The organism is Mucilaginibacter sp. PAMB04274 (genome assembly GCF_039634385.2).
In the GTDB taxonomy this organism is placed as follows: Bacteria; Bacteroidota; Bacteroidia; order Sphingobacteriales; family Sphingobacteriaceae; genus Mucilaginibacter.
Genome location: NZ_CP155081.2, coordinates 1840902 through 1861507, shown reverse-complemented (window position 1 = coordinate 1861507; position 20606 = coordinate 1840902). Strand labels below are relative to the sequence as shown.

Sequence of the window (20606 nt, the reverse complement as noted above, 5' to 3'; positions counted from 1 at the left end):
AAACACGTTGATGCCATAGTATTTAAACAAACAGCACTTATGATGATATTTACAGATACTAATGAAAGCTCGCTAATTCCCGATTATTTAAAGCATTACAACTTGCTTGCGAGTTGTAGAATTACGAACTATAAGGGAAGTGGCTAATTGGACAACTCTTGGGGCACTCTCACCATCATTGTCCAGTTGCTCCAGAATTAGTTGAACGGTCTGGTCGCAAATAGCTTGAATAGGTTGGGATATCGCCGTGATTGAAGGTTTGAAAAGGCGGAACAGATTAGCGTCGTCGAAAACGATAATACCTATTTGTTGTGGAATTTTAAGGTCAAGGTTCAATATTGCTTCAAGACCATTCTCGGCCAGATAGTTGGTTGCAAAAAATACGGCATCTATAGTTGGGTTATTTTTCAAATAATCTTCAATATCAGCTACTGTCTTTTCTTTTTGTTCATGGTATTTCAATTTCATTACATAGGATTGCCGGCCTGCCTCTTTTATACACTCCAGGTATCCCCTCTCGCGTTCTTTCATCTGCGCTTGGTCAGAAGCCAATGTAATCATTGCAATATGTTGATAATCATTATCCAAAAAATGCTGAATAGCCCGGGTAGTACCTTTAAAATTATCAACCAAAACACAACTGCTGTCTACTTCTGCAAGCGGCCTGTCAAAGAATACAACTGGTATCTTGTCATCAATTAGCTCTTGCACTGCCTGTTCAATTCCTGGCGCCGGAGCAATGATAAATCCGTCAACTTGATGGTTACGGAACACTTGGATAAGATCTTTTGTGACCTCCGTGTTATTCTCAGTGCTACCATAAACAATACGATAACCTTTATTCCCTAATATCTCTTCGAAACGCCTGGCAATTGTAGAAAAGAAAGCGTCTGAAATATCCTCAATCAATATTCCAATCGTTTTACTGCGGCCGGTACGAAGGCCTTGAGCCATTCTGTTAGGTCTATAACCAACTTTCTCAATATGCTTTAAGACCTTTTTTTGCATGGCCTTGCTGATACCGTTTTCATCTGCCTTACCATTCAAGACAAAAGACACTGTTGTTTTGGATACATTGAGCTGTTCAGCAATATCCTTTATAGATAATTTTTTTTTCATCATCAACGTTCAGCAGTCTTGTATTCGAGAGATTTTTAAAACGCAAATTACGAAAAGTGAAAAACTATATCGATTTTAATTTACTATTAGAAGTACAATCCGTTATTAGCTTAAATACGAGCATTATCCTTTTCACCTCGACAGTGTTACGAGCCAAAAACAGACCGACATTGTGAATAAGGTAAAGAGACAGAACTGGAAGGCAGTTGAAGCAGTTACGGCTAAACTGTCAAATCAAACTTTTTTATATGAATTACCTAGTAATCTTCACCTCGCCAAACCTCACCGTTGTAGGTACATCTTTTATTCCAGAATAAACCAACATCCCAAAATCGCCACTCTTTTTGCAATTCAATTGTGCTGAACCAGCTGTCATCCACGTCTTACCGTCTGTGGAGTAAGCAGCTGTGAACAAATTGTTTTTACGCTCCAATTTCAACCATACCGGGCCAGTTAACCGATTGTAAGTGACTGCAGGTTCGCTGATAACGGGCGACGTGTAAATGATATTGGAACTATCTGATGATGCAGCTCGAGCCCGTAATTGCACTACCCATCCAGGTGCTTCGATTTGGGATGTTGATCGGGGTGACACAACTATTTCAACGCTTTTTGACCCAACATCTGATGCCTCACGGAATGTTAAACCAAAGCCCGTAAACTGTGAACTTAATTGAGGAACGTATTTCCCCCCGATAGTAGCATCATCATTAACTGCTTTGGTCACAAACATAGCCTTATCATAAGGAACATCCATGCCCATTCCACTACTTTGAATGATAAACGTGTTGTCAATGTAATTCACTACACTTTGACGCTTAGCGGAAAGATCAGTTTGCTTCCATCCTGAAGGCAATCCAGCACTAAATGCTAAAGGATAGGCATTTGAACTTTGCACTTCTCCGTTTACCGCACATACCGTATAACGATATTGATTGCCTTTAGCGGCAGACAGGTCATAGAAAGCAGCAGGTTTAATGCCTTTAGCAATTATTTTAAAGGCGCCTTCACCATCTTGCGCCCGCTTTACTATGTAAGATGTTGCTCCAATAACCGGGACCCAAGTTAAGTGAACAGATTTGCTTTCATATTCTGCATGAAGTCCTGCAGGTGCAGCCAAATTGTTGTTATGCGATCTGTTTTTGCTGGCACCATTGTCTGCTCTCGAATAAAGGAAAGTTCCGAAGCCAATATGATCTGCGCCTGGCAAACCCTGCAGTTCGGGCCTAACTTTCTCTGCCGCCTGCTGGGTATATGGCGCTTGCACACTAATACGATGAACATAGTGATTGTAAACTTCTTCATAAACAGCTCTTAACTTCCCCCTGTCCTGTTCCGAAATACGAGGATGTAAGTATTTACCAGTTCTGTCCATTGCAGGCACATAAGGCACTTCCATACCTAAATTGTACTTAGCAGTGTATTCAAATCCCTTCAGGAGGCGGTTATCGTAAATGCTGTATAAATTAAGGCCTTGGTTCCATGCCATTTCCGAGCAGTCAGCCAGGTGCGCTATCCCCAGTTGTGTGTGGCCCTGATCACGCCCGCTTTCCTGGCATTGACCTTGTTCATTAATGATATAATTGGGTAAACTTCCGTCGCCCCAGCCATATTGGTAATATACAATAGCCCGTTCAAACATCATGCGATCATTACAGAATATAGCAATAGCCATCATTGTCTTAAGGGCGGCAGAATCCCAATTTCCGTTAGCAAATGGCGCAAAATCTTTGATTACCGGGTAAATCACCGTTTTGAAATGCACCTCGGCCTTTTTAATGTCATCTGATCTCCAACCAGCATTTGTGTACCGTAGAATTTCTGCTGCATTAACCATTTTAAATGGCCCGAGTCCGGCCATCAGCACAGCATCCCTACCTGTAATTTCTTGGAGTGTGCTAGCCCATTTGTTAATAATTTCTTTAGACTTTTCTGCATAGCGCTGCTCACCTGTTACAGTCCACATTATGGCATTTTGGTAAGCAGCGTTTGCATCTGCATCATAAATTGCTTGCCCAACTGTTGGGTTTCTCCCTACGGTAGGCATAGCCCCCTGCATTTTATAGTCGGGTTGTGATTGAGCATGCGCCTTAAAAACTAAATAACCGGCATAGAGAGGCTGGGAAGAGGTAAGAACTCCTTTCTTCAAACGGACTAAGTCCTCCTGACTTTGTAATATTCCCGGATGAATAAATGGTTGCGCCTGCAGCGAAATAACTTTGAGCAAAAAAACAGATAGAAAAATACCTTTTGAAATTATTTTCATTTTAGATTTTTGGTTTGTGTACTTCCATGTGATTTTAAATTTTATAATCATCATGTATTCTCACTCTTGGTTAGCTATAATAGATAACATCTTGGTTCACGTACTGTATCTTAAACTGCTTCCGCGTATTCAAATCAATCTCAAACGCGGCAGTGCTTATAGTAAATAACCTACAACTAAGTTGAATTTCTCAAGCAATTAAAAGAAACGTAACGAAAGCATAAAATGCAATTCGATATCGGAATAGCCGATTTTCTGTCTCACGAGATACTAAACTGCTTGATTTATGATCACATTCAATCTGAAAAGCCTTAAATTAAAATACGGTTCGCTAATAATCTCGATAGTCTTCTCTTTTCGATGCGTTAATACGGTTTTACTTCTGTTTAAGATCTAAATTCGTGTAACAGGATTAGCCCTCGCATTCACCCATCATAACCAATTCATCTATTTAATCATTGTTGAGCTCCTGAAGTCACCTTACTTTAAAATTGATTTACTACAGCAAACTTAGTTAACTTAAACGATTTAGTAAAGATTTATTGATGACAAATTTTACGATGAGCTATTGGCTTAACGTTTAAGTCGCAACTTGATGTCCACTCTTTAGATATCATTCCTACAAAAGATAGTGGCATCTGTTCGCTAGTTAGAAAAGTGATTTAGCATAAGCAGAGCACTTAAATATTATTGCCATTTCAACATTCTTAACGGCTAACTCCTACTTAGGGGCCTTGTTATTAATAATTGTAGAGGAAGTAGTTAAAGGCAATAAGTTAGTCATAAAGTCCCACTGAAAGCCAAATACAATTTAATGTAATCAAGCGATCTAGGCGCAGACAGCTGTAATTTTAAAAATCATTTACAACGGTTTAACGAACTACAACACCTATGCAATCAGCCTCATATAAACATATATTGATTAGAAAACTGGTGCTGCTGACACTTGAGTTCAATATGGGTGGTTAAGGTAACCACCCATATCGAACTTAATTTCATCACAAATAATTAAGCTGTATTCTACTAACAAACTCATACTCCGAATTAAAGAAGGAACGCAGGCAAAAGTATTCTTTTGGCTTTCTAAACGCATACCCAAAACCGCTGGCTTTAAAAGCGAGGCTTATCTAGCTTAATGCGTAACAGTAAAGTCGACCGCCCTGGTTTACTATAATAAAATACAGCTAGTTACAAATAGATTTATTGAAATGACGACAAATAAATGTACTTGGTTATCATACCTGTTGGTGTGTAATATTCTGCTTTAAGAAGCGCATACTGCCCGGCTCTCAGTTGCAAAGTACCGTATTGGCCATAATTAAAGTAGCTTTCCGGGTTACCGGCATAAAGACTTATGGAGCCAAATCCGCTTAATTCTCCTGATGTAAATTTTCGTGGCTCAAGATAAATTTCAGTATCCGGTGCTACATGATATTCCGGACAATAATACGGGTCATCACCCATTTCAAACGTCCCGTAAGAATCAAAGCCAGAATAATCTCCATAGGTATATTGGAAATAACATTTGTATTCAGTTTGCGCTGAAACCTTAGACGAAAAAGCTAATAGAAATATACAAGTAAAAATGCCTGGAAGATAGATTTTTAAAGTTTTCATTTTTGGTTTGATTAAATTATTGCCGCTATTCTGGGTCATGGCTTCCCCATCCTGTTTTGGAGAAGACAGGACACTCCATTGTTGGCCGAACAATATTTTAGCCCTCTGCGGGAGAACAATTTCCTTACAATAAAAGATACGGTTTGAATATTAAATGTAAGCACTCCTCTATCGCGTAATTGAATTAACGCATGTTGAAATACTTTTAAAAGTTGATTGCGGACTTAAATTCAAAGCTTTTCCTAAGTCAGTTAAGCAAATCTCCACATTCTTAAAGTAGTTTGAGGGGGGCAAAGCGGTTAGTTACAGGGGACAAATGTTGAAAATTGCATTCTGATGCAATAGCTTGAGGTGATCATGAACAATAGCTAGATAAACACTAATATTTCCCTTTATACAGATGATTTTCTTAATGCTTTGACCAAGTAGTAAAATAAAGCCCCCCCAAATTGATATCTAGAGGGTTTTAAATGTTTTGACAGGCTTATAGTGGTGACGGAGGGATTTGAGCCCAAGCCTTAAAATGTAGATCTACAGTGATTTATATTATTCAATCTTACCTACTCCCTAATTTACCTTTTTTAGAAGTACCAAAATTGTCTATAAACTAAAGATATCAACCCGGTAAAAACGGACGTAGCAGGAGATTATACCTGAGTGTTAAATACCTTTTAAAGGCTTATTAACAAACTCTCCTTTTTGCAAGGCAATCTGATTGCCCCAGCCAAGAACTGCATCAAGTACAGGTATAAAAGAACGGCCAAAATCAGTTAAGCTGTAAATAACTTTGATGGGTGGCTTTTCTCCGAAGACCTCTCTCGAGATCAGGCCATCCTCTTCCAATTGCTTTAATTGCAGGCTTAATGTCCTTTCAGTAATCCCCGGCATGTCCTTTCCAAGCTCACTATAACGCTTACCCGTATCTTTTAGGTGGTATAGCATTACCACTTTCCATTTTCCGCCTACCAAATCCATCGCCAGGCTTACCGTACATGGATAAACCTTATTATTCACCTTTATCAGATCGCTTTTACATTCTATACCCATTTGTTCGATTTGTTGCAGCTATCCTTATGGATAGTTATTGCAAAGCTATAAAGCTATACATAGTTTCGCAACTATAATTTTTATAGTTCACCATTTAATCATGAAAACAACACCACGGCAACATAAGCCGCTCATCACCATCACCGGTGTTTTAGGCAAACAAGGACGTAGCGCAGCTCAAACGCTTTTAGCAAGCGGCAAGTATCGCGTGCGGGGCATTACCCGCCGCATTAACTCTCCTGAGGCACTACATTTAGTAGCACAGGGAGCTGAACTGGTAAACATACCGCTTGATCAGGGATACCAAAAAGAATTTGTTGAAGCTTTTCGTGGCTCAGACGGTGTTTTCTTGATGACGCCTAATATTGCCCCACCGGCAACGCATGAGTTTGAATTAGGTAAGGAGTTGGCCGATGCCGCAGTTGAAGCGGGTGTACCTCGTATTATCTTCAGCAGCCTGGAGAATGTTGACCGCATTACAGCAGGTAAAATGTTTGCTCCTCATTTTACGGACAAAGCCAGAATCGAGGAGTATATCCGGACACTGCCAGTTATCAGCTCGTTCATTTACATGGCTTTCTTCTACACCAACCTGGTTGAATTTTACACGCCTAAAATGCAGGGTGATACGCTGGTATTCCCAATTTATTTGCCTGAAGATTTCCGCGCACCATTCGTCGACCCGCTTACAGCTACCGGACCGGCGGTTTTTGAATTATTATCTGACCCAGTCAAATATGCCGGTAAATCGCTGCCAGTAATAGGCGATATGATCTCACCCCGGGAAATGATCGAAACTTTTAACCGGGTCACCGGCAAAAGCGCTGTTTACAGTTCTGCATATACGCGCGATGAATTACTTCATCATTTCCCGGAATTTGGTTCGAACGAATTTTTAGTACGTGAGATTTTAGGCATGACAGCATATGCGGTTGACTGTGGTTATTTCAGTAAAGACCGTGACTGGTCATGGAGCCGGCAGATAAACCCGGAAAGTTTGAGTTGGGAACAATTTTTGCGAACCACCGGTTGGCAGGGGCAAAAGCTTTCCTATTAGGCCTGGTTGATGAAGAAGCATTTTACTATGTATTAGTAAAACGCTTCTTGTTATTAATCCTAAAATATTTTTCTTGCCATCATCTCTTTTTGTTGCTGATTCCCTACATTAAATATCTCCGTATTTCTGATATATCCATAATGAACCAACGCAGTAGAATGGTATCACATCCACCTAAACGCCTATTCCGTTACCAAGAAAGTATTGCCGGTCCTCAAAGTAAACCATTACAAAAATCCGAATAGCTAATGCTTCGTATTGGTTGAAAACCGTGCTTTGAAGGCATCTTTAGACATTAAATATGTTAGGTAGGTAAGTACATTGTGTTCGCATTCCGGCTTTGTTGGTTCCAAGCTGCGCATTACTAAGTTATTATTATTATCAGTCGATTCTACAGCTATCTTTTCATTCGTTCCCGTAAAATTAAACACGGGTACAGGGTTCTTTTGTGTTCCATAGTTCGAATCTGTCAAATCTTCTTTGTTAACATATACCAAGATTTCTTTTCCTTCCAATTTATCGGCCAGTGAAAAGGTACGCTGCCGATTGATATCACATAGATAGATCTTAAAAAATTTCCTACTTTTTTTATCGTAGATAGAGATCAGCATAAGTTGGCCAGTAATCCCTTTAAAACCTATTGGGTTAGCTCCCGCTCTGTAGCTGTCATATTCAACTTTTAATTGGTTAGTATAAGCAGTACTAATTTGTGGAACCACAATTTTGTATGGAATTATTTGCTGCAGATAAACTTGCAAGTACTTAGCGCCATCGTTTTCACTAACCATAACCCTGTTGTAGATGAATACAAAAATTGGAAAAAGGACAAAAATGCCGATCAACCATCCGATGGATTTTGAGCTCATTATTTTAAAGAAGTGATAAAATTAACGTCGTTGATCTATAAGTTCTGTTCATACGGTCGGTGGTATATTATGTTAGCAAAATACAAGTGTATACGCCTGGTAGCCACAACAGATCAAAGTCAGACCAGTTCATTCAATATTTAGCCTTTAGCTATTGGTTAAGACAATTAAATCTGATATGTCGGCAGACCAATTTTGCCTTAAGTATATGCTTAAGAATCTCAAAAATGAGATGAACTTGAAATTTTGAACTGCAGGCATAACTAAACAATTACTGGAACCGCTTTAATAAGACTTTAAGAACCCCTATTTAAAACAACTGAAAAAAGGCCGATTTGGATCGACCATTCTTTCGTTATTACCGATAAATTAAAAAAACGTTATTACGATGACTGCCAGATAACACGTTCTCCTTGAATAACCGCAAAGCCCACCTCAACAGCGTGATTGATCCCCGCATTCATCACATTTTCTACATTGCTGCCTATACGCGCGTAACCGAATAGTTTTGCCGTTTCTCTCACAAGGTCTTCCCTATTTAAACTGATCTGGTTTTGTAAAATCAGTTTGACACCGTTGGCTACTTCTTGGGGCGGCAGGTCACCGGCATCTCTCTTTTGCGCTTCATTTACCGCCACACGGTACTGTTTGTAATCAGCAGGATTCTGATCTTTTTTCCAAAAGAAGGCATTATAGGTGCAAGGAATCGGCGTCATGCCTAATTGTTCAAATAAAAGATCGAGATGAGCAGCAATCCTAGTTCCCATGCGGGTGATGCCCCAGGCCGCAAGCACCCTTTTGCTCAACAACGATTTGCTGATCGGCGCTTCAATTTCCAGAACATTAAAGATCTGCGTTTTCAACTTTCCTCTATTTTGCGGTAGCAGGATATCCTCATTCGAGCTGGTCAGCACAATTTCAATTGGGCAAATTTCGTACGCAACACCTGCAGTAACCGGGGGCTCCGATGCCCATTCCCTTTGAACCGGCGGTTGATAGGTCCGGTTCAATACGATTGGAGCTTCTTGTACAACGGCTTTAGGAACTTCTGCGGTGGGTAGGGTCACTTTATTTTCTTCAGCATGCTGAATGGCTGCAACAATGCCGTCTATTACCAGATCTGGCTTTTCCCACCAGGCTGTTGCATATATCTTATGAATATTCCAGCCCAGCATTTTCAATACATCGACCTGAACGATCTCCCGGTCACGCGATGTTTTCGCATTATAGTAATTAACGCCATCGGTCATGATCCCTAAAATATAGCCTGAAGGATTGTCCTTATCCACTACGCCGATATCGATTTTATAAGCAGAGCAACCGATATGTGTGTGCACGTTGTACCCTTTTTCGCGCAGTACATTAGCAATAAGGCTTTCGAAAGAATCACCGGGATCATTTTCGGGACTCGTTCTAATGGGCAATGCCGTCTTCCCTTTTTCGGCATAAGCCAGGAACGCTTTTAGCCCGGCTACCCCTTCTGACCCTGTGCGGTTCAAGTTGATCTGGTCTGCTTGTAAAGTAGAAAAGACCTTCATTTCGTAACGAGCCCGCGACACGGCAACATTTAACCTGCGCCAGCCACCTTCCCGGTTGATCGGTCCAAAATTAAGGCTTACTTTGCCCTGCTCATCCGGCCCGTAACCAATGGAGAACAGGATGATGTCTCTTTCATCTCCCTGTACATTCTCCAAGTTTTTTATAAATAGTGGTTCATCACGTTCCAAAGCAATTTTTTCCAGATCCGGTCGCAGCTTGAAAACATCATTTAACAGGTCATCCACCAGCACTTGCTGTACGGAACTGAAGGTAATTATACCGATACTTCGTTTCGCCAATTCAGGGTCAGACAGCCGGTGTACCACTTCATCTACAATCGCTTTAGCTTCAAACTTATTTTGCCTTGACTTACCCTTATCATAAAAGCCGGGCACGTGCACGAACTGGACCTTACTTACAATATCATCTGTGGACGGAAATGTAAGTAATTTGTTCTCATAATATTTGGCATTGCTGAACGCGATAAGGCTTTCATGCTTACTGCGATAATGCCATAATAAATGATGTGATGGCATGGATAGCGCCAAACAATCATCCAGTATGCTTTCCAGGTCTTCCTTGTCAATATTTTCTTCGTCCACATTATTGGTCGCGAAAAAACTGGTGGGCGGCATTTGCTTAGGATCTCCAACAACGATCACACTAGTGCCCCTGGCTATGGCGCCAACGGCTTCGCAAGTCGGCATTTGGGAGGCTTCGTCAAACACTACCAGATCGAACTTGGCGCTGTTAGCATCAAAGTATTGTGCCACAGAGATCGGACTCATGAGCATGCAAGGTGTTAAACGCTGCAAAAGATTGGGAATGGCATCAAATATCTTGCGGATAGACATGGCACGTCCGTTATTCCTGATATTGCGTTGCAGCATCCCAATCTCTGAACTTTGAGACGCCTCCTGTGTGAATGATGGAATTCTTGAAGCAAGTCGGGCGTATAGCTCCTGCTTGGTCAGCTCTTCAAAATCCTTGTTGATCTCGCGAAAACGGCGGACCTTCTCATCGAACAGGCTGCCGTTGAAGGTTGCCAGTTGCACATTTCTTTCAATAATATATTCAGCGGCAGAACGGTAAAACCCTTTTTCGAACTGTTGTGTAAGGTCTGCGGTCTGCACTTTTCCGCTTTCATAAGCGGCCACCAACGACTCCAATCCGTTTGTCAAGGCTTTCTGCCGGGCTGCCAGCCAATTGAACCAATCTTTCAAGGAGTCGATATGTACTAACCATTCGGACGCCGCAGCAAAAAGCGTTTTTTTCCAATCCGTACCCTGCTCTTCTGGAGTACTCAAGTTGATCCCCAATAGCGAGGCAAGCCTGTCCTGTAGCTGTAAGACGTTTCGGTTGGAACTTACATAAGCTTGTAGCAGCTTGTAATGGCCGGAAATAAAGGCCTGGCTCCCTTCTGCAAACTCATCTGCTAATTGCAGCCGCCAGCCTCTTAAACCGGCTGAACCGATAATAGTGCCTGCTGCCCTGTTCAATTGAATAACCTGTTCACAGGCTTTGATCACCCTGTCCCAATCGGCACCTCCACTACGCCAGAGGTGTCCTATTACCGGAGGCAACCATTCTGCTTTGGCCAATATTTCCTGCTCGTCTTGATACTGGATAATCTGCTGCAGGGCTCCCGGCACACCTTCTTTTTCGATTCCGCCGGATAACGACAGGCGGTTCACATCCTTCAACAAAGCCCTTTGCTTAAACCAGCGTGGTAAAAACCACTGCCCCGAGGCGATGTTCCAGTCCGCAAGCGTACGGGACGCCGGGTAAGTCAAGCTTTCTTTTTGAAAACGGCTTAATAAATCTGCACGGATATTATCTCGCTTACGCCCATGCGCAGCTATCTCCACCACCCTGCCCATAGTCTGCTCCAAAGAATCTGTGCGCAGCATCGAAGCCGGCAGATCTTCCATTTGCTGGAAAACTTCCGCTAAAAGTGCCAGTGCTGTTTCCTGCTCTCTTGTTCTGACCAACTGCCCAACCTTCAGTACCTCGCTCACCTTCTGCGTTTGCTCAGCAGAATTGTTTAATTGCGCTAATAAATCTTCAAGAACCACCTTTATATCCTGTTTGAGCTGAAGATTATATTGTGCGATCCGGGTCGCCTGCCAGGGGTGGCCGTAAGGATGCCCGATCAATTGACCGGCAGCTTGTAATTCTTGTACGGCATCTCTCCAAACCGTTAGCTGTTGCGCAGTTAATGCCTGCAATGAATCTGCCGAGAAATTGACCAGGTCGGGGCTTTGCGGCAAGCGGCTGTACCTGGTAAATAACTCAAACAGCGAAAACCCGAAAGGATATTTTTCATGCAATGCGGTCACGTAAACGTTGAGCTCGTTACGTAAATTGAGTAAGCGCTCTGCCTCGGCCTGGTAGGTTTCAGGCGGTTCTCTCCGGATAACTTCTGTAGCAGCTTTCAGCTGTTCAAGTACGGCAGATTTTTTCGATTTATTGGAATGCAGTTCCAGGCAAAAAGGACCGATACCGATAGATTCCAGCCTGCTTTCCACCACATCCAGGGCCGCTTTTTTAGCGGCCACGAATAACACTCGTTTACCTGAATACAAGGCGTTGGCGATGATATTGGTAATGGTTTGTGATTTGCCTGTTCCCGGAGGGCCATGCAGTACAAAGCTTTTTCCCTCTCCCGAACTGACTATAGCCTGTAATTGGGATGAGTCTGAACTGATAGGCAGGGAAACAGCCCCCGGATGCAACTGGTCGTCGGCTATCGATGCAGCATCTGCTTCAGCATCCGGCTGCCATTCCAATTTACCCGAGATAAGGCTCGCTACTACCTTATTTCGAGCCAGCTTATCTGCGTTATTATGAATATCGTTCCATAAGATAAATTTGCTAAAAGAAAAAGTGCCCAATAGGGCCTGCTCTTCCACGTCCCACCTTGATCTGGTCATGATAGCCTGGCGAATGATATTGAAAACGCGCTTGACATCTATCCCACTTTCGTCTTTTGGCAATGTTTCTAAACCACCGATCGTGATTCCAAAATCCTGCCTGATCATTTCCAGCAGGGTAATGTTCATGATCGTTTCCTCTTCCCGACTCCTGATCACATAGCCCTTTTGCGCCGATTTACGTACGATCTCAACGGGCAGCAGTAAGATGGGTGCATACCTGGGGCGTTCGCTAAGGTCGGTTTCAAACCATTTTAGCAAACCCAAACCAACATAAAGTGTATTAGCGCCATTCTCTTCCAGAGAGAGACGGGAAGACCGGTACAGACTGGTGAGGCTGTAATCAAGTTCAAGATCAGACAAATAAGTTCTCAGCCGCCGTTGTGACAGTTCATTTTTAACCAGGTCGGCAATGGGGTCTGATTGATGTAAGGCTTCATATACCCCGGTATCCCGTGGGTTATTACTCCAGTCTGTGGGCTTGGCCAGCACCTGGAACTCGGTACCATCTGCGAGTGCATCTTCCAGCTTACCCGCATTAATGGTGATGAACTGGATCACACTCTTGGTAATTCTTACGTTCAACAAACTATTGCGAAGGGTGAGGTCAAGCAACTTCCTCTCCCAAAGCCTTTGCTTGGAAACAGCTATCTTATCAGCATGGATCAGCTTTTCGCCGATAAAGATATCCTCCGGCAAGGCTGTTTCTTTGGTCAGCCTCGCTTCTTCAACGATCTCCCAACCAGCGGGCGTGGGCATTCGAAGCGGCAGCGGGCGGATGGAACTGAACCGGGCCCGTTTTACATCCAGGAAAAGAATGAAGTCTTCGGTCCTCATCATTTTTTGATCGGCCGATCGCACGGCATCGTCAAACGAGGCTTGGTTACCTGCATTCATACAGGTTGCTTCCAGAATCACAATATCGTTGATGCCATCTGCCGTGCGCTTGGTGATCAAGGATGGGTCATCATTAACGGTATCCGCAAACGACTCGTCGATGAGCCAGCCACCTACAAAGGCATGCCCCTTGATGATGATGACCAGGGGATGAATGCCTACCGCTTCCAAACAGGCTGCGTAAAGCAAAGACAGATCCAGGCAGTTCGCCAATCTGTTATGGAAAATATTATCAGCCAGCCTGATGCGCTGGCCACTTTCTTCAAAACTTGCCGGTACGGTACAATACACGAGGTCCATTGCAACTATGGCTTCAAATATAGCAGCCATCTGTTTCCTGACACGGTTTGGGTTACGGCTTTGATACTCATCGAACGATGGGCTGCCTGTCCATTCTTTTAATAAATCCGAAGCTGTTTTAATAACTTTAACTATCTCAGGATGATTAGGCGTAATAAAGGCCGCCAACATTTCCGGTAGGACAGCAACACCGTTCCATTGATCATAGGCCAGAAGCTCTATGCAGTAATGTTCCCGAAAGATCACATCGTTACCTGCAGTTACGGTCAGTATAAACTTGCCTGAAACGCGTTCGGTTAGTTCGGCAAGGTATTTCGACGAAATGTGGATGGGAATATTCTTGAAGACCTGCTCTTCCCCACTGTGCAAAATACTGATATCACCATCCCAAATGGCCGCAAAATCAGGTTCAGATTCAATATTTAACTTTACATTTTCCCAATGTAGTCCAGAATTGTTTTTGATAGTTAAACTGCGGATAACCGGGACATGGTTTTGCTGGAAAGCAAAATTGATGGCGGGAGAATGATCGAGAACTATTTCGGGTTTAGGATGGCTGATTGTGTTCATACAGGCTGTTAATATAAAAAAAACCTGTTAGTATCAACCCGTTAATTCTTAATTTAACGCCATAAACCCAAACCAATGTTCACCGCTTCAAACAAAAACAACCAGCTTGGTCCACTGAATTTGAATCGTATTTGTCTTGTCCGTTTATGTTTTGCTGGCTATTCTGACGGATACCATCTTTAAACTCCCTGAAGAAACCTCCATTCTACTGACCTACATTGATAACCTTACCCCCAATAAAGCCCTATGTCCCAACCGCAAAATACACCTTGACGATGTAGACCAGATATACAACATAGTGAACGTTACCCAATATAGATAGCCAATCATGAAAAGACTTTTTACAATCCTTATTGCTTTTATATCCATTCAATGCCTCGCGCAATCCCAGGATACAACCGGCCTTAAGATACCTTATACTGAAGGTAAAGTTATTTATGAAGAGGTTGTAGACCTCAATGGAATTAATAAGCAACAACTGTATTACAATGCGAGGCAATGGTTCATTGATTACTTCACTAGCTCCAAAGCGGTGATTGAAAATGAAGACAAGGAACAGGGTAGGGTAATAGGCAAGGGCACTGTAAACACTACAGTGAGCGGATTTTCGTCGACAACATACCCCACAGGATTAACTGTACAGATCGATGCAAAAGACAATAAATATAGGTATAAGATTTACGACTTTGTAATCACTAGCCCAGAGGTCGACCTAGGACGAATGTATGGGAAGCTTAGAGCGTTCGATTTTACACCGGAAAGGATCCTTGAAGATTTAGCGGCAGGCAGAAGAAAGACCTTCACAAAAAAACAGGCTAGAAACTTCTTGACCGCTTTCGACGCTCGGATTAAGGAAATGTCGCTTTCTATTAAAAAAGCAATGCTTAAAAACAACTCTAACGACTTTTAATACAAGCAAACGCCACTTTAAATTATCTGCAATCCATTAGGTTCATAAACCACACGATATTTATCCAAATTCATCACCACAATGGCAGGTTTAGATAAAGAATACCAGGATGTTATTAAGGCACAGCAAAGCCTAATTAACGCCATGAAAGCAGAAGTGAAAGCAAATAATCAGTTCGTGGACGTCAATAAGGCGTTCACCGAACGGGGCTGTAAAGAAAACATGGAGCTTAAAATGCGCATACTCAAACTGGAGAGGCCTAGCTTTGAGCCCGATGGTTTCTTCTACGATGATATGAACGGGTTGAACGCCGATTATAAAACAAAACACATAGACTTGCAAACCCGTCATTACCGCGCTTCGCTACTTCTTAATCAACATATCTAAACAATGCATGATAACCAGCTACTAGCACGGCTTGCTATTATTGTTAAAGAGGCAGGCACACAACAAGCTTTTGCGAATGCGGCCGGTATTACTCAGGCTAATGTTAGCCAGATGCTAAGCGGGAAACTGGCGGTTAATAAAGAATATCTGTTCTATGCTGTGTACAAGCTACATTACAATGCCGAATGGATCCTAACCAAAAAAGCAAAAAGCCCCCTACATTGCTGTAGACGGCTTTTTCTTGGCGGTGAGGGAGGGAACTGAACCACTCTCCTAACCTATTATTTTTCAGTGTTTTATATACTCAATTTTCTACTACTCCCGAAACTACTCGCAGTTTTCAAGAGCGCTTAAATCGTTTATAACACAAAGATAATCAATCCGGTACCATTTGCAAGGTTCGAAGTGAAAAACACCTTGAACCCTATTTAATCCTACCGCGAAAAACGTATTATAGCTTTAAAATGCAGTTCCAGTTAATCAAGATTAACGAAAATAAAGGCGATGTGGTAACCTAAGAAAACCTTTATGATACGCCACCTTCACCGGTATTTTCCTGTCCAAACAAGAGACATTTTTTGATCTACATCTTGATGCTGCTTTCAAAGACTATATACCTCCAAGTTTCTGATGCAGAGACCTATCATACTTCATGGCAAACAGCCGTTACAAAAGTTATTCAGTCGTTGAAGGCAGCTTGCAGTTCATCAAAACTTCAAATGGGCTCTATTTAGCATATAAATAAATTCTTTTATTGTCCGGATAAAGACCAGTCGAACGACATGGCAACAAACGCTGTAATTAGTCCCTGACGGACAATTATGACCACTAAATATCGCCTAATAACAACTTACAGTGCCGTCGCATCGGCGTCGTCTTCAAACTGGCCGAAAAATTCCCGAATAAACTGATCGACTTCGGCTTGGCCCCCCGGGTAGGTCGAGGAAAGTTCATTTGAAATGAGCAGCAGATTGTTTTTGATCGCATGATCCGGTTCATACAATTGTGCTATTGAACCCAGCAAAGCAAAAATCAGCCGGCGCCTTTGCTCATCGCCATTTTCACCATATATCTCGCTGAAAATTGGACTTAGTACCGTTTTGTAAAAGATATTGACTGCGATTGATAAGGATGTGTAGCCGTCGAAAAGGTCGGAATGTATACCGCCAAGTGCACGCAAGACAACAGGATGCACAACATCGCGGAAGCGATCCAGTGCTGTAAATACGACGATACTATCCGCGGGAATGCCATGATAGTTCATGCTAATCAGTTCCACGACCAAATCAGCATATTCTTTCTGGGATATGAGACTTCGTTCACGAAAATGATCGAGCAGCACCAGTGAGAAAATCCCATCGACCTTTTGCTCATCAAACGCCAGTGCCCTGAATGTCCATTCCTCCGCAAAAAGCAGGTAATCTTTTTCCCTTGCCGTTAACGCCGTATCTACAAAGCTTTCACCCATCAGCTCATTCAACTTCGTTTTCTCGGACCAGCCAAGATCAATGGCCTTATGGCAGGGGAGCACATCGCAACGTTGGGTGATCCAGTCATGCAACCTGGCCAGCTTTGCACGCTGATTGGCAATGTCCACGGCGGTCAGGTGTTGCCATGCAAAGCCGTCACCCTGCGGTAGCAGAGACTTACTTTCCTTCTTTCCGGCGGGAAAGTCCCTCATCAGATCATTCAAAACATCGAGGGTGGATTGACTGACCGCTAAGGGATTAGTCAAGGCGCCGACTAGATCAAGAAGCTTTAACTGCTCGAGCGTGAATAAAGTGATGATATCCATAATCATTCCTTTACCTGCCGCAAGCATGTTTCTGGCAGTGATGAACTCCTGCGGTCCATTCGCGGTCTGTATGCCGGGTGCGTCAAATGGCAGCAGTTCACTCCATATCTGTATTGGGTTTACCTGTCGAAGCGCTGCGATACCGCCGATCGTCATTTTACCGGTCGCTATAAAAGAGTTAACGTATCGCTGTTGCTTCACCTGTTCTTTTAATTGTTCAAACAGGGGCTGAAAGTCAACGGCAGGATTACCCGTCGTACCCAAGGAAAACTTCCGTAAGGCAGTTGAGCCGCTTTGCTCATCAGCCAACATGTCCATGCTAACCTGGTAGGCATAGTTATACCGGTGACGGATTTTCGCAATCGTCCATTGACCGGTCTCTAAAGTCACACGGTCACCGGGCTTTTTTCCGATCAGTAATTGAGCAATCGTTTCATCTTCCTGACGTTCGTCGGGTAGCAAGGTTCGTGTGGAGGACGGGCAGATCACCCAGCTTACTGTGGTGCCATCCTCGCCCGTTAGTGTAACTGCACTACCGATACCCGCTGTCTGCGGATCAGCAGGGTGTTCCACCGTAGAACCATGGCCGATCAGCAGGCCAAAAAAAAGTTCATGAGCCGCTAAAAGGGTAATAAATTGTTTTCTCGTTTCATACGCAGCAGCATAGCAACGCTCTTTCTGCCCGCATAGGTAAAATAGAAAAGCCAGTTTGTACTGCATCTCCATAGGCAGTTGCCGGTCAATTTCATGAATCACCGCCAAGTGCACGCGTATTGCCTGCCAATCATTCTGCTGATATTTGATCTGCAATAACCTCACAATCATCCGCTGGTCATCCGGGTAAATAGCAAGGTACTGTTCACATGCCCGTAAAGCACTCGGCACATCGTTTATATGGTGATAGGTGGCTACCATGTATTCCGTTAGGAATTGGTTTGGGCCATGATCATTGATCAGCCGCTGGCATAATTCAAACACTTTTTTGGTCAGACCTGCCGCGAAATATAATCTAACGAGGTCTTTAGATAGAGGGGAAAGCACCGAAGCATCCGTGATGTCTTCCATCAAACGTATCGCTTTATCATAAGCATCCACCTTAGCGAGCTCCATCGCCAGTTCGTGCACGTCCTCCTTCGAGGTCGCCTGGGGTACATTGGCGTAGGCCATTTCTAAATTATCGATAACTGCTACCGTATCTCCCTTCTCCCTGCACCTGCGTGCCTTATTGACATAGGGCGATATCCTTTCAGGCTGCCAAGCAATAACCTCATCGATCACCCGGTCGGCCGCCGCAGCATTTCCTATTCTGATCAATAATTTAATCAGCAGTTCATAGGCATGTGTTTTAATTTGTTCATTGGTCGCGTTGACCAACAATTCATTGAGTCCCGCGATGGCTTCAGCATATTTACCATCGACAGAATTGTTCTCTGCCTGCAATAGTTGGATATCCTCCCGTTCCGAAGCACTTTTGGCTAATTGCGACGCCAAGGAAGTGTATTGAAGGGCCTGTGCACTATCCCGCAATTCCATGGCGATGATGGCTGTTTCACGTAGGATCTCAAACGTCTGCTGCAAACGGCCGGCCTCCTGCATATCTTCTAAACAGCCTTTCCTGTTCTGCAATATCCGTTTGGCCACGCCGCGGTTCCGAAGGAACCAGCTACGGGAGGCGGCCAGGTCGGTACCCTGCAATCGGGACCAGGCTTCATCCAGTAACCGGATCACATAATTAGCCTTGTTCATGGTTTCCCGATTTACCTGACCTGAGGCGACCTTGAAGGGGTCGTGTATAGAACTCAGGATCACTGCTGCGAGATTACCCTTCAAGTCATGGTCTGTCTCGCCACCTGCATCCAGTGCAACCTGTGCCCAGGTGATCGCCTCATGCGATAATCCCCGATCCAGTGCGGCTTTTGATAGCATAAAAGCGACTTGGCTGTCCTGCCGTGCCGGTACCGGCATAATCGCTAAAAGCGTCGACCACGACTCGCCTTTGCTAATCTGAAGGTAGGTGGACCAGGCCTGTGCGTCATCAGGTGATACTTGGAATATCTTTTGAAGCAAGGTTCGAGCTATATCATGTTCGCCGATTACAGCATGCCCTAACGCCGCAAAGTTCAGAGCCTTCAGATCTTCCGGTTGGTATTTGCCCGCTTCCACCAACATGGTTCCCGCCGTTATATGTTCGAATAACTCCAAATGACAGATGCCCATATTGGCCAGCACGCGGTAACGCTGACGGTCGTTAAGCTGTTGCCAGTGCTTTCCCCTGAAATCGGAGTACTGCTTAATCGCCAGCCGGTGCTGATGCCCGTCGCGGTATTTCATGATATTGGTGATCTCTTCGTCGAGGTCGGCAGGCGCTGTTGCAGGGCTGTTTGAATCGATTTTTTTCATCAACGCAAGGATCTCAAGTGAGATACCGGTATGCGTGGCCTGTTCCGTAACCAGTTGCGTGGTCTGCTGCCTGATCACTGTCGTATCGTTTTTGATTGATTCGAGCTGATCCTGGTAGACCCGGTTAATCAGCTGCTCTTCCACAGCGAATTGCTGCCCGGTTGCCCGAAACTTCGACTCATGATTGGCTTTTATCTCCTTAAGTTTTTCGACCGGGTATTTATCGACGTTATTAGTCCTGACATGATGAGCATAACACATAAGCATCAGGTTGTCGAACCCCCGGCGCTTTTCGTTGGTCTGTTGTGTGTTAAATCGCTCGCCGCCTTCCATCGCCGCTTCGATGTGGCAGACCTGTGCGATGAAATTCATTTCTTCGTCAATCAACGGATGGGAACATCCCGGATAGGCACAGCAGTTACCTGACAAGGCGAACAACCTGGTTAGGGTTTCTTTCAGCGGCGCAAATCGTTTGGTGTCCTCATTCATCAGTTTCAGTTCAAAAAGTAAAAATGCAACATTAGTCCGAATTAACAGGCATCAATTCTTAGGCGTCGTATTAAATGAAATGAAAAGTAGCTCACATGACAGCACCATTTAGGGGAACGATTACCGTTCCGGAGTATAATGAAAGGCAGCCTATCTAGGAAGGATCCGTTCCAGGTAAATAAGCTTTTTTGTAAATTCGCCGAGTGAGAAGCGGTTTCAACATACAGCTTCTCTACAGTTGCTTGGAGCAACTGTCAACGATATGAATGTCAACAGTTGTCCATAGAAACCTGATTGAGAGTATTTGGTAACTATATGAGAGTCGCCGCTCATGGCAATTTTGTCTTTGCAAACACAAAACACAGGTTAGCCCAATATTTAATGGATAGATTTCCGCCATGAAGGTATAGCGGA

General features: G+C 43.6%; 10 protein-coding genes. 3 read left to right on the top strand and 7 right to left on the bottom strand.

Translation table 11 applies throughout. The features are described 5' to 3' along the window. Positions 1 to 87: 87 nt before the first annotated feature. The 4 genes from ABDD95_RS07860 to ABDD95_RS07845 all read right to left on the bottom strand — a co-directional run bounded on the left by ABDD95_RS07860 (position 88) and on the right by ABDD95_RS07845 (position 6049). Complete coding sequence (locus ABDD95_RS07860; protein ID WP_345951334.1) at positions 88 to 1122, bottom strand: LacI family DNA-binding transcriptional regulator; 1035 nt, start codon at positions 1120 to 1122, stop codon at positions 88 to 90. Positions 1123 to 1372: 250 nt separating this feature from the next. Then, entirely contained in the window at positions 1373 to 3385 is a 2013-nt protein-coding gene (locus ABDD95_RS07855; protein ID WP_345951333.1) for an alginate lyase family protein, read from the bottom strand. Positions 3386 to 4585: 1200 nt separating this feature from the next. Next, positions 4586 to 5041, bottom strand: a complete 456-nt coding sequence (locus ABDD95_RS07850) for a hypothetical protein (protein WP_345951332.1) — start codon at positions 5039 to 5041, stop codon at positions 4586 to 4588. Positions 5042 to 5662: 621 nt separating this feature from the next. Continuing rightward, complete coding sequence (locus tag ABDD95_RS07845; protein ID WP_345951331.1) at positions 5663 to 6049, bottom strand: helix-turn-helix domain-containing protein; 387 nt, start codon at positions 6047 to 6049, stop codon at positions 5663 to 5665. A 100-nt stretch (positions 6050 to 6149) separates the two neighbouring features. Here ABDD95_RS07845 and ABDD95_RS07840 point away from each other — a divergent pair, with 100 nt between their 5' ends. Beyond that, on the top strand, positions 6150 to 7106 hold the full coding sequence (locus ABDD95_RS07840; protein ID WP_345951330.1) for an NmrA/HSCARG family protein: 957 nt from the start codon (positions 6150 to 6152) through the stop codon (positions 7104 to 7106). Positions 7107 to 7351: 245 nt separating this feature from the next. On the opposite strand, the gene ABDD95_RS07835 is transcribed toward ABDD95_RS07840, so the two are convergent. Together ABDD95_RS07835 and ABDD95_RS07830 are read right to left on the bottom strand one after the other, a co-directional pair. Then, positions 7352 to 7972, bottom strand: coding sequence for a hypothetical protein (locus ABDD95_RS07835; RefSeq protein ID WP_345951329.1), 621 nt, complete (start codon positions 7970 to 7972; stop codon positions 7352 to 7354). Between the two features lie 383 nt (positions 7973 to 8355). Further along, a complete protein-coding gene (locus tag ABDD95_RS07830) occupies positions 8356 to 14211 on the bottom strand; it encodes a DUF3320 domain-containing protein (protein WP_345951328.1) in 5856 nt (1951 codons plus the stop codon). 328 nt (positions 14212 to 14539) lie between these two features. Between ABDD95_RS07830 and ABDD95_RS07825 the strand changes: the two genes are divergently transcribed. Together ABDD95_RS07825 and ABDD95_RS07820 are read left to right on the top strand one after the other, a co-directional pair. After that, a complete protein-coding gene (locus ABDD95_RS07825; protein ID WP_345951326.1) occupies positions 14540 to 15121 on the top strand; it encodes a DUF4468 domain-containing protein in 582 nt (193 codons plus the stop codon). 81 nt (positions 15122 to 15202) lie between these two features. After that, positions 15203 to 15508, top strand: a complete 306-nt coding sequence (locus ABDD95_RS07820) for a hypothetical protein (RefSeq protein WP_345951325.1) — start codon at positions 15203 to 15205, stop codon at positions 15506 to 15508. 850 nt (positions 15509 to 16358) lie between these two features. Here ABDD95_RS07820 and ABDD95_RS07815 read toward each other — a convergent pair. After that, on the bottom strand, positions 16359 to 20192 hold the full coding sequence (locus tag ABDD95_RS07815) for a tetratricopeptide repeat protein (RefSeq protein WP_345951324.1): 3834 nt from the start codon (positions 20190 to 20192) through the stop codon (positions 16359 to 16361). Positions 20193 to 20606 lie beyond the last annotated feature (414 nt).